13 protein-coding genes are annotated in these 11,716 nt (G+C 60.2%); 10 read left to right on the plus strand and 3 right to left on the minus strand.

Annotated elements, in window-relative coordinates; translation table 11 throughout:
• Positions 1-58 precede the first annotated feature (58 nt).
• From BJL95_RS05345 to BJL95_RS05360, 3 genes are all read right to left on the minus strand, one after another.
• A complete protein-coding gene (locus BJL95_RS05345; RefSeq protein WP_139306143.1) occupies positions 59-703 on the minus strand; it encodes a glutathione S-transferase in 645 nt (214 codons plus the stop codon).
• Positions 704-1,068: 365 nt separating this feature from the next.
• Positions 1,069-1,287: a hypothetical protein gene (locus BJL95_RS05350; RefSeq protein WP_071156086.1), complete on the minus strand. Its 219-nt coding sequence runs from the start codon at positions 1,285-1,287 to the stop codon at positions 1,069-1,071.
• Positions 1,288-1,529: 242 nt separating this feature from the next.
• On the minus strand, positions 1,530-2,882 hold the full coding sequence (locus tag BJL95_RS05360) for a sigma-54-dependent Fis family transcriptional regulator (RefSeq protein ID WP_071156090.1): 1,353 nt from the start codon (positions 2,880-2,882) through the stop codon (positions 1,530-1,532).
• Between the two features lie 210 nt (positions 2,883-3,092).
• On the opposite strand from BJL95_RS05360, the gene BJL95_RS05365 reads away from it, so the two are divergent.
• The 10 genes from BJL95_RS05365 to cydX all read left to right on the plus strand — a co-directional run bounded on the left by BJL95_RS05365 (position 3,093) and on the right by cydX (position 11,715).
• Positions 3,093-3,791 (plus strand): MBL fold metallo-hydrolase, encoded by a 699-nt coding sequence (locus tag BJL95_RS05365; protein WP_071156092.1) that lies wholly within the window; start codon positions 3,093-3,095, stop codon positions 3,789-3,791.
• 3 nt (positions 3,792-3,794) lie between these two features.
• Positions 3,795-4,712 (plus strand): sulfite exporter TauE/SafE family protein, encoded by a 918-nt coding sequence (locus tag BJL95_RS05370; RefSeq protein ID WP_071156094.1) that lies wholly within the window; start codon positions 3,795-3,797, stop codon positions 4,710-4,712.
• A gap of 128 nt (positions 4,713-4,840) precedes the next feature.
• Entirely contained in the window at positions 4,841-6,472 is a 1,632-nt protein-coding gene (locus BJL95_RS05375; RefSeq protein WP_071156096.1) for a multicopper oxidase family protein, read from the plus strand.
• 31 nt (positions 6,473-6,503) lie between these two features.
• A complete protein-coding gene (locus BJL95_RS05380) occupies positions 6,504-7,538 on the plus strand; it encodes a sulfite exporter TauE/SafE family protein (protein ID WP_071156098.1) in 1,035 nt (344 codons plus the stop codon).
• Positions 7,539-7,548: 10 nt separating this feature from the next.
• Positions 7,549-7,968 (plus strand): phosphate-starvation-inducible protein PsiE, encoded by a 420-nt coding sequence (locus BJL95_RS05385; protein WP_064024711.1) that lies wholly within the window; start codon positions 7,549-7,551, stop codon positions 7,966-7,968.
• Between the two features lie 26 nt (positions 7,969-7,994).
• On the plus strand, positions 7,995-8,231 hold the full coding sequence (locus tag BJL95_RS05390) for a hypothetical protein (RefSeq protein WP_071156100.1): 237 nt from the start codon (positions 7,995-7,997) through the stop codon (positions 8,229-8,231).
• A complete protein-coding gene (locus BJL95_RS05395; RefSeq protein ID WP_071156102.1) occupies positions 8,221-9,786 on the plus strand; it encodes a cytochrome ubiquinol oxidase subunit I in 1,566 nt (521 codons plus the stop codon). The genes BJL95_RS05390 and BJL95_RS05395 overlap by 11 nt, the downstream gene beginning before the upstream one ends.
• 31 nt (positions 9,787-9,817) lie before the next feature.
• Positions 9,818-10,414 carry an aspartate carbamoyltransferase gene (locus BJL95_RS05400; protein WP_071156104.1) on the plus strand — a complete coding sequence of 199 codons (597 nt, stop codon included), beginning with the start codon at positions 9,818-9,820 and terminating at the stop codon, positions 10,412-10,414.
• Positions 10,415-10,417: 3 nt separating this feature from the next.
• The gene (cydB, locus tag BJL95_RS05405) at positions 10,418-11,557 is read left to right on the plus strand and encodes a cytochrome d ubiquinol oxidase subunit II (protein WP_071156106.1); all 1,140 of its coding nucleotides are present in this window, start codon (positions 10,418-10,420) and stop codon (positions 11,555-11,557) included.
• Between the two features lie 14 nt (positions 11,558-11,571).
• The gene (gene cydX, locus BJL95_RS05410; RefSeq protein WP_064024721.1) at positions 11,572-11,715 is read left to right on the plus strand and encodes a cytochrome bd-I oxidase subunit CydX; all 144 of its coding nucleotides are present in this window, start codon (positions 11,572-11,574) and stop codon (positions 11,713-11,715) included.
• Position 11,716: the final 1 nt, after the last annotated feature.

An 11,716-nucleotide genomic window follows, 5' to 3' on the forward strand; every position in this document is an offset into this window, starting at 1 on the left:
GGTATCTCCGTACGTTATCGAAACACTTTCCAAGGACTCAAGCCCCATTGCAGAGCCGCTAAATTAAGCCGCCGAACCAAACCGGCGCGGCGTCCGGCTGCCAGGCGCTGTAACCGTGCATAATGCCCGCGAAACGTGTCGACGCCAAAAACTCGCTCAACCAGCGCCGCAACGCCGGGTAAGCGGCGGCCTCGAACCAAGCATTGTCAACTGCCGCGAATTGGCGGACAAACGGCGCAATCGCGGCGTCGGCCAAACCGAACCGGTCGCCGCGCAAGTAGGCCGAGCCCCTTAGACGATCATCCAATGCCGTCAAAAACGCCTCGCCGTGTCGGCGATAATCGGTCTGGCTGTGTTCGGGATAGCGATCGGCATACTTATAGCGGTCCAGCCAGTGCTTGAACTCGCCGTCGTTGCGCGCGATCAAGGCGCGCGCCGAGTCGGTGCCGGCCAGCCAACCTTCGGGATCGGACCGCCGTAAGGCCCAGAACATGATGTCCAGGCTTTCGTCGACGACCTCGCCGGTTTCGGTCAGCAGCACCGGTACTGTGGCCTTAGGCGAAATCGCCAACAATGCCGCCGGTTTTTGACGCAATTGGACTTCGCGCAGCTCGACAACGACGCCGGCGGCCGCCAGTGCCAATCGAGCCCGCATCGCGTAAGGACAGCGGCGGAAGCTATATAGGATAGGGAAAGCGGACATCGACATAGCTAAACCGTATCGGAAAAACGCAGGGGTTTTATCACAGGCGCCGGATCGGGAGCGGATTTTTATCCTCGCTAAAAACATCGGTGTCGGCGCCGCGTGCCGGAGCGACTTGGATTTAAGCGGATCGCCAACGCCTAGCACTGCTTGCAAAGACCGGCAAAGCCTAAAAATAGCCCTGGCCTTTCTACCCGTCGCTGAACGCTTGAGTCTTTTATGTCCGTACCGCTGCCGCAACCGGTCCTACTCAGCGCAGAGGATTACCGGCGGCTTCGCGAACAACCTCGCGGGACACTCCTCCGGCGCTTAATGTCCGACCTGAAACTGAAAGTCGAACCGGCCGCCGCCAGCTCGAAGGACGCTTACCTGCCAGGTATTGGCTGGCTGGCGGCCAGCACCGCCCCGGCGGGTTCGCCGCCACCCAAAACTTGCGGCTGGCCGGCGGTAGAAGTAGTGGCAGTGACCGTGACAGGGTCGTGCCCTCCGAAAATCCAGGCGAACATCGCGTGGATGGCCGCGCCGCCGACGATCAAGTGCGCGAGCACAAGCACCAGCAAGCCGGCTTTTATCGGATGTTTCATGTTGATGCTCCTATCGGCCCCGGATTTCGAATTGCCCGAAGCGCTACAAAGTGCGAAATCTAACAAACCTCGTGATTTTTCGATATGCGTTGAATTGCCGCACCGCCGAACCGCCAACGCGAGACCGTCGCGACAACGCTTGGCGGCCGTGGGCGCGAGACATCCTCGGTCCGGTTCCAAGACAGCGCTGTCTCGTGCGGACCGCGAGTATTGAGGCAAGAACCGATCAATCCGGCCCGCCGCTACAACCCGTATTTGCGCCGCTTGCGCCAGAAGGTGGCTCGGCTCATCCCGGCGTAGCGGGCGGCTTGCTCCAAGTTGCCGCCACCCTGAGCCAAAGCTTCGCGGATCAACCCGGCTTCGTCGCCGCTACGCGCCCCGGTCTGACCTGCAAGCGGGAGCTTGGCCGCCGTGCCGAACGGTTCGCGGAACTCCGGCGGCAATTCTTCCAAGCGCATTTCGCTGCCCCGCCCCACAGCAAAGGCGTATTCAACCACGTTCTGCAATTCCCGGACGTTGCCGGGCCAAGGGTAATCCAACAGCAAGCGCATTGCTTCCGGCGCGATCGCATCGATCCGGCGCCGGCCTTGCAAGTTGTGGCGTTCGATCAAATGCCATAGCAACAGACCGATGTCCTGGCGGCGATCGCGTAACGGCGGCAGATAAATCGGCACCACCCGCAAGCGGTACATCAAATCTTCGCGAAAGCGGCCAGCCTTGACTTCCTCCCGTAGCGAGCGGTGGGTGGCGGCAATGATGCGCACGTCCACGCTGACCGCCGCGTCGCCGCCGACCGGAATGAAATTGCGCTCCTGCAACACCCTTAGTAGCTTGGCTTGCAATTCGAGCGGCAATTCCGCGACTTCGTCCAAAAACAGCGTGCCGCCGTTGGCGCGCTGGAACAGGCCGATGTGATGCCGCACCGCGCCGGTAAACGCGCCCTTGACGTGGCCGAACAGTTCGCTCTCCAGCAAGCTGGGCGTCAGCGCCGCGCAGTTAATCGCCAAAAACGGCTGGAAATGGCGAGGGCTTTCCAAATGCAGCGCGTGAGCAACGATTTCCTTGCCGGTTCCCGATTCGCCGCGTATCAGTACCGTCACTTCGGTTTCGGCAACGTTGCGGATGATGGCAATCGCTTCCCGCATCAAGGGATCGCGGGTCAGGATGCCGTGGAAACTGTCGTGGTCGCCGGCACTGGCCGGCTGGGATTCGGTTTGCGGTCGAACGATCTCCAGCGCGCCGACGAACACCCCGTTGCCGTCGAAAAACGCCCGCGCGGTTCGATAACACGGCAGCGTGACGCCGTTGGGCAAGTGGACGTTCAATCCCTGTGACTTGATGATGCGCAGTTCCGCCAAGTTGCAAGGGTCGCCTTCGCCGTCGCAATGCAACACCGTGTGACAGGGTTGGCCCAGCGCGGTTTCGGCGCCGATGCCAAACAGCTTTTCGGCGCTCTTGCTCCAAAACAGTATCTGGCTGTCGGCATCGACGATGAATACCGCACCGCTGTCGGCCAGATCGCTGAGCGCCTCGACCAGCGGCTCGGCGCCGACCCGGTAAAGCCAAGTTTTAAACAATGCGGATGAAAACGACATAGGCCTTCCAAGCGGTTGTTTCAAAAATGTTTCAAGCGTATCAGTATTGTTTCAATGTTTCATCATGAAACAACCATTTCCGCCTTGCTCCCTACCGACAGCCTGTAAAATCAATTACTTAGCCCATGACAATTCAGTGCAAGCTATTGGCACGGCTCTTGATTACGTATTGGCAACGTCTACCCGATTCAACCAACCTGGAGAACGACGATGCTTTTCCGCCAACTCTTCGAACCCGAAACTTCCACCTATACCTATTTGCTCGGTTGCGAACGTACCCGCCGCGCCTGTCTGATCGACCCGGTCTCGTCGGAAGTACCCGCTTACATCGATTTGCTGACCAGCTTGAACCTGAAGCTGGTATACACGATGGAAACCCACGTCCACGCCGACCACATTACCGGCGCCGGCCGCTTGCGGGAAACCTTGGGCAGCAAAAGCGTCGTGCATCGCGACGCCGGCGCGATGTGCGCCGACTTGTTGGTCACCCACGGCGTGCCACTGCAAATCGGCGACCTGGACTTCGAAGTCCGCCATACGCCGGGCCATACCGCCGGCTGCGTATCCTACGTGATGAGCGACCGGGTGTTCACCGGCGATGCGTTGTTGATCGGCGGCAGCGGCCGGAGCGACTTTCAACAAGGCAACGCCGGCCAACTCTACGACAGCATCACCGGCCAACTATTCACGTTGGCTCCGGACACGCTGGTGTATCCGGGGCATGACTACCAAGGCAATACGGTCTCGACCATCAAGCAGGAGATGGCCAAAAACCCGCGCATCGGCCAAGGCCGTAGCCGCGAGGAATTCATCGCGATCATGGCGGAACTGAAACTGGCCTATCCGCGCTTCATCGACCAAGCTTTACCGGCCAACCAATCCTGCGGCATGACCGAAGCCGGAGCCTAAGCCATGATCACGGCCTTCGCGTTGGCGATTGCGATCGGGTTGCTGCTGGGCCTGTTGGGCGGCGGCGGTTCGATTCTGACCGTGCCGGTATTGGTTTACTTGCTGCACGTCGCGCCGAAAACCGCCATCGCCACCTCGTTCGTCGTGGTCGGCATCTCCAGTCTGATGGCCTTGATTCCGCACGCCCGGCGCGGCCATGTTTGCTGGAAGAGCGCGCTGGCCTTCGGTACCGCCGGCATGCTGGGCGCCTTCGGCGGCGGCCGGTTGGCCGGCCAATTCTCCGGCGACCTGCTGATGGCCTTGTTCGGGCTGGTGACATTGGTAACGGCCTTGGCGATGATCGCCAACAAGCGGCCGCCTCGACCCGACGAAGTCGTTTCAGGCGGTCTGTGCCCGCTAAATACGCCCTACCCGCGCCTGTTGTTCGACGGCTTGCTGGTCGGCGGCCTGACCGGTTTGGTCGGTGTCGGCGGCGGCTTTTTGATCGTGCCCGCGCTGGTGTTGCTGGTGGATTTGCCGATGACCGCGGCCATCGGCACCTCGCTGCTGATCATCGTCATCAACGCGGTAGCCGGCTTGGCCGGTTACAGCAATCATGCCGAGCTGGATTTGACGTTGACCTTGACCTTTACCGGCGGCGCGGTGGTCGGCAGTTTGCTCGGCGGTTGGTTGTCGAACTACTTAAGTCCGGCGGCCTTGCGGCGCGGTTTCGGCTGGTTCGTACTGCTGGTGGCCGGGTACGTTCTGTCCAACGCCGTGACCGCCGAACTATGGAGCGAATTGCAGGACTTGATAGCCGATCGCGCGCATGTCAACCGCTTGTTGGCCGGCATCGCCATTTTGCTGACCTTGTTGCTGATTGGCGGACGAATTCATCGCCGGCCGCCTGGCGCGCCGGCTAAACGGCCACTGACGCATTAATCGCGAAGCGCGGAGACGCTAAGCGCTCGACCGCGAACGCCACGGCGTTTCGCGCCGACCCAGGGACGGCCGCCGTGCCGGAATCGCCGGGCGGATAATAACGATAACCGAGGTTCGAGGGGGGGAATATGTCTCAAACGTTCAGCCGTGCGCGTCGGCATTTTTTCGCGCAAGCAGGTGCGGGTCTGATGGCTTGGGCAGCGATGCCCGGCTTGGCGCGGGCGATGGAAGGCATGGGCGACATGCCGAAAACGCCGCCGCGTCAGGCTTCGGCCAACTTTCACCCGGACGTCGAACTCGACTTGATCTGCCAGCAAGCGACTCAAACGATATTGCCCGGCCAGCCGACGCGGGTATTAAAGTACACGGGAAAACTGCTGAAGGGCCCCGCCGGCACGTTGACCGAATTGCCGGATTCTTATCTGGGGCCGCTGTTGCGTTTCGAAACCGGCCAAAAAATTCGCATCAATCTGCGCAACCGGCTGCATGGCCCCACCATCACCCATTGGCACGGCCTGCACGTACCGGCCGAGATGGACGGGCATCCGCTCTACGAGATTGCCGCCGGCGAGACCTACGTTTACGAATTCGAGATGCGCAACCGGGCGGGCATGAACCTGTACCATCCGCACACCCACAATTTGACCGGCAAGCATGTCTACCAAGGCTTGGCCGGCGCCATTCTGGTGAATGACTCCGAAGAACGCCGACTGGGACTGCCGGACGGCGAATACGAAATTCCCATCGTGATCCAAGACCGCCGCTTCGACGGGCAAAACCAACTGGTATACGCCAGCCACATGCACGACCGAATGATGGGATTCTACGGCGACCGAATTCTGGTCAACGGTCGCCCCGATTTTCAGCTCGACGCCGACGCTCGGGCTTACCGTTTCCGCGTCCTCAACGGCTCAACGGCGCGCATCTACAAACTGGCTTGGGACGACGCTAGCCCCGTCACCGTCATCGGTTGCGACGGTGGTTTGCTGGAAACACCGATCGACAAACCTTACGTGATGCTGGCACCCGGCGAACGTATCGACGTCTGGGCGGATTTCAGCGGGCGTAAAGTCGGAACGCGGTTAACGATGCGCAGCCGTTCTTTTTCCGGCGTATTGCCCGGAATGGGCGAGCGAATGATGGGCGGCATGCACGGCTCGGCGCTGCCGGTTGGCGGCGATTACCCGATTTTTCAAGTGCGGATAGCACGACCGGCCGGCGACAGTCCGGCATTACCTCACAAATTGTCTACTATTAAACGCTATCGGCCGACCGATACCGCCAATCCGCGACAACCCGTCCCGATCGGTATCTCGGAGGGCCCGATGCGCATGGTGCTGAACGATAGGCCTTACGCGTTCAACGACATCCAGCCCGGCGAACGCATCCAGGTCGACACTTTGCAAACCCTGGAAATTTTTCATGCGCACGGCGGAATGGGTCGCGGCGGGATGATGGGCATGGGGCGGCACGGCATGGGCGGCAATATGGGCATGATGATGGCGATGGCCCACCCCATCCATTTGCACGGTCAGCAATTCCAGATTCTCGAGCGCGACACGGCCGGCGTAAGCGCGGATTACGCGTCAGTCAAGGACGGCTTTATCGATAGCGGCTGGAAAGACACCGTGTTGGTCATGCCGGGCGAACGGATAAAAATGATCAAACCGTTCCAGGATTTCAAGGGCTTGTTCATGTATCACTGCCACAACCTGGAACACGAAGACATGGGGATGATGCGCGACTTCCTGGTGGAATAGCGCTTCGCCCAAGATAGCGGAGGATCGAATCATGTCGGTGGAAAAAGTACAACTCAACATTGAAGGCATGCATTGCGGCGGTTGCGAAGCGGCCATCGCGGATATTTTGCAAGCCCTGCCCGGCGTTCAGGTCGATGCGGTCAGCTATGCGGAGCACCAGGCCAAATTTAGCTACGACAACCGCTTGATCGATCTACACCGCGTGCAAGCCGCGTTGGCGGCGCGCGGCTACCAAGCCGATCCGCGGCCGGCCGCCGCCGGAGTCGGTCGCGTTTGGAGCATGTCGGCGTTTGTGCTGCTCTTGATCGGCGTCGGCGGCGTGACGTTTTGGGGCAAAAGTCTGATGCCGGACGTGATGCGGCAAATCGGACCGCACATGGACCGCGGTCTGTTGTTGGGTCTGGGCTTTTTGACCGGCTTTCACTGTATCGGCATGTGCGGCGGCTTCGTGGTCGGCTACACCGATCCGACAAGCGGTAAATTTCGGCAAGCACTGTCTCACTTGGTGTACGGCTTGAGTAAAACCGCTTCCTATGCCGTGATCGGCGCCGGATTCGGCTTGCTGGGCGCCTTGATCGCGATTACGCCGACGATGCGCGCCGTTGCCGCGTTGGCGGCCAGTCTGTTCTTGGTGCTGTACGGGCTGAAAATGCTGAATGTCTTCGGTTGGTTGCGGCATTTTGGTTTACGCGGACCGGCCGGGTTGAACCGGCAAGTCCGCGAGGGGCTACGCCGGCGGCCGCGCAGCCCGTTGGCGACCGGCCTGTTGACGGGATTGTTGCTGGGCTGCGGACCGTTGCAAGCCATGTACGTGATGGCGGCCGGTAGCGGCGATCCGCTGCAAGGCGCGACGATTTTGACCTTATTCGGTCTCGGCACCCTGCCGCCCTTGTTGGGCTTCGGCCTGTTCGCCACGCTGTTGCCGGCCGGCGTGATGCGGCAATTGCTCAAAGTGTCGGCGCTGTTGCTGATCACGATGGGGGTGATGATGGGCATGCGCGGCATGAAAATGTTGAAAGCGGCTCCGGCCGACCCGGCGGCGGCCATGCACGGCCAAATGCACTGAGGAAAGCCGCATGCAACCGCAACGTTTCGACCTTTGGTACGAACGCAACAAGGTCAGGGCCGACCAAATCGGCAACCTGTTGATCGAAGCCTTTCATTACCTGGCCCTGTTCGTGATTGGCGCCAGCATCGTCTGGTCGGCGGTCGTGGCATATGGCGGCATGATGATGCAGGGCCACGCCACGATAGGCGACATCTTGCTGTTGTTTATTTATCTGGAACTGGGCGCGATGGTCGGCATTTATTTTAAAACCAATCTGATGCCGGTACGTTGCTTGATTTACATCGCGATCACCGCGCTGGCCCGACTGCTAATCGGCGATATTCAAGCCCACCACCAGGCGGGACCCGGCATTTTGATGATTGCCGGCGCCATCCTGATGCTGGCGATCGCCACCCGGATCATCCGCAAACCCACCGACGACAACTAAGCACACGGACCCACGGAGTCAAACTCATGCAAAACGTCAAACCCATACCGCCCGACTTGCCCCGCGCCGGATTACTGCGTTGGGAGATTGGCTTCGCCCTGCTGATTAAGTTGCTGTTCTTGATCGGCCTTTGGTTTTTACTGTTCCGCTGGCTCGACCGTCCGGCCGGGCCGCCGGACATCGCCGCCCGACTGGCCCTACCCGCCGCGACGCCGGCAACGCTTTCCACCACAACCGTAAAGGAGTCCAACCATGTTCGGTGACGATATAGTCATGCTGTCCCGCATGCAGTTCGGTCTAACCGCGCTGTACCACTTTTTATTCGTGCCGCTAACGCTGGGCATGACCTTTATTCTCGGCATCATGGAATCGGTGTACGTGATGACCGGCAAGGAAGTCTATAAAGACATGACCCGCTATTGGGGCAAGCTGTTCGGCATCAACTTCGCGATGGGGGTGACGACCGGTCTGACGCTGGAGTTTCAATTCGGCACCAACTGGTCGTATTACTCGCACTATGTCGGCGACATCTTCGGACCGCTGCTGGCTAGCGAAGGCTGGATGGCGTTCTTTCTGGAATCGACCTTCGTCGGCCTGTTCTTCTTTGGCTGGGATAAACTGTCCAAGGTGCAACATTTGAGCGTGACTTGGCTGCTGGCGATCGGAACCAACGTGTCGGCACTGTGGATTTTGATTGCCAACGGCTGGATGCAATTTCCGGTCGGCGCCGAATTCAACTACGAAACGCTACGCATGGAAATGACCAGCTTCGCCGACGTGTTCTTCAACCCGGTCGCCCAAGTCAAGTTCGTGCATACCGTGGCGGCCGGCTACGTGACCGCCTCGATGTTCGTGCTAGGCATCAGCTCCTGGTATTTGCTGAACAAGCGCGACATCGGCTTTGCCAGACGCTCGTTTTCGATCGCCTCGGCCTTCGGCTTGGCGTCCATCCTGTCGGTGATCGTACTCGGCGACGAGAGCGGTTATACCTCGGGTGAAACCCAAAAAATCAAGCTGGCGGCCATCGAAGCCGAATGGGACACCCACCCCGCCCCCGCTAGCTTTACCGTATTCGGTTTCCCGGATCAGGAAAGCCAACATACCGACTATGCGATCAAGATACCGTTCGTACTGGGCTTGATCGCCACCCGCTCGATCGACGAGGACGTCAAGGGGCTGAAAGACTTGCGCGGCGAAAGTGCCGAGCGCATCAAGAGCGGCATGATCGCCTACGCCGAATTGCAGAAACTGCGGGGCGGCGACCTGAGCGCCAAAACGGCATTCGACGCACATAAGGCAGACCTCGGTTACGGCCTGCTGTTGAAAAAGTACACCGAAAAGGTCGCGGACGCCACGCCGGCGATGATAGAAAAGGCCGCCGACGATACCATCCCCCGCGTCGCGCCGCTGTTCTGGACCTTCCGGATCATGGTCGCCTGCGGCTTTACGATGCTGTTCATCTTCGCGATGGCGTTCTATTACTGTGCAACCCGCGTCGCCGATCAAAAACGCTGGCTGATGCGGATGGCGGTTTGGTGCATACCGCTGCCGTGGATCGCCGCGGAAACCGGCTGGTTTGTCGCCGAAGTCGGCCGCCAACCCTGGACCATTTCCGGCGTGTTGCCTACCCATCTGAGCGTGTCCAACCTGGAAGCCGGCCAGCTCTGGTTCAGCTTGGCCGGTTTCGCGCTGTTCTATACGGTACTGCTGATTATCGAGATGTATTTGATGCTGAAGTATGTCCGGCTCGGGCCTAGCAGTCTGCACACCGGCCGGTATTGTTTAGAGCGCGGCGCGGCCGTGGCTGGCGCCCACTGAGTGAGCCATCGTCGATAAATAGGAGAATCGAATGAAGCATATCCATCCATCTCTGCTAGCCCTGGCGATCGTCGTCTCGGCCGGCACCAGCCAGGCACAACCGCCGGCCAGTCCGGCCCGTTTGGACCAGGTCGCCGAACGCGGCGGCCACGTCATGCCGTTCGCGTTGGACAAAACCCTGCATGTGTTCGAAAAGACCGAACACGGCGGTCTGCAGCAAGTGATTGCCAAGGACGCCAACGACGCCGAGCAAATCAGTCTGATTCGTCAACATTTGGCCGACATCAGCGCCGGCTTCCGCAAGGGCGACTTTTCCAGACAGCGGCGAATACACGGCGACGACATGCCGGGCCTGGCGGAATTGGCCGCCGCGGCAGGCGCGGTGCGATTCGATTACCGCGAGTTGCCCAATGGCGCCGAAATCGAATATTCGGCGGAGCAGCCGGCCCTGGTCGACGCGATCCACCGCTTTTTCGGCGCTCAGCTCAGCGATCACGCCCGCCACGCCGTCGGCGGACAAGCCATGAAATGCGAGCATGACGGACCCGCCGGCGATGCCGGTCGCATGCGCGACACGCGCCAAGGTCATCGCGGCCGCAACGCGCAATCTACACACCCACAGGAGTAAGTCATGTTCGATTACGAAACCATAAGAGTCATCTGGTGGCTGTTCATCGGCGTCGTCGGCATCGCCTTCGCGCTGACCGAAGGCTTCGATTTCGGCGTCAGCACGCTGTTACCCTTTATCGGCCGCAACGACATCGAGCGTCGCGTCATCATCAACACGGTCGGCGCCACCTGGGAAGGCAATCAGGTTTGGCTGATCCTGTTGGGCGGGGCGGTGTTCGCTATCTGGCCGGCGGTTTATGCCACGCTGTTCTCCGGCCTTTACGCGGCCATGTTGCTGGTGCTGTTCTCGTTGTTTTTCCGGCCGGCCGGCTTCGACTACCGCAGCAAGATCGAAGACCCAACCTGGCGTAACACTTGGGATTGGTGTTTGTTCCTGGGTGGCACCTTGCCGCCGGTGTTGCTGGGCGTACTGGTCGGCAATCTGATCCTGGGGCTGCCGTTCCATCTGGACCAAGACCTGCGCACCTTTTACGACGGCACCTTCCTGGGCCTGCTGAGCCCGTTCGCGCTACTGTGCGGCGTCACCGGCTTGTTGTTGACCACCTTCCACGGCGCGCTGTTCTTGAAATGGCGCAGCGAGGGCACAATACATCATCGCGCGGTATTAGCCGTCGAGCTATTGGGACCGCTGCTGTTAACGGCGCTACTGGCTGTCACGCTGTGGGTGTTCTTCGGCCTGGAGCGCCCGGAAATCACGCAAATGGCGGCCGGCGACGCGCCTTCCAACCCCTTGCGTAAAACCGTGGTGGCGGCCGGTGCCGGCTGGTTCCAGCACTTCATGGCCTACCCGTGGATGTGGCTGGCGCCGGTGGCCGGTTTCGCCGGTCTGTTCGCCGCTTGGCTATTGGGCAAGGGCGAATCGCGGGGCGCGGCGTTCTGGTTCAGCAGCTTGGGTATCGCCGGCATCGCGCTGACGGTCGGCTTCGGCCTATTTCCGTTCTTGCTGATTTCGTCCACCGATCCGGGCTCCAGTTTGACGCTATGGGACGCCAGTTCCAGTCACACCACCTTGTTGTGGGCGTTCTGGATCACCGTGGTATTCCTGCCCATCGTATTGCTGTACACCCGTTTTGTTTACAAAGTGATCTGGGGCAGCGTTACCGAGGAAACCGTTCTGAACGACAGCCATACTCTTTACTAAACCGGAGACACACTATGTGGTACTTTGCCTGGATACTCGGCGTCGGCTTCGCCGCCGCTTTTGCGATCATCAACGCGATGTGGCTGGAATCGGTCTGCGATATCGACCGCCACGGCGTGGACGAATCCTGCGATCATCTACGCCAACGCAACGACTGAC

It is taken from the genome of Methylomonas sp. LWB, from assembly GCF_001856095.1.
GTDB classification, from domain to species: domain Bacteria; phylum Pseudomonadota; class Gammaproteobacteria; order Methylococcales; family Methylomonadaceae; genus Methylomonas; species Methylomonas koyamae_A.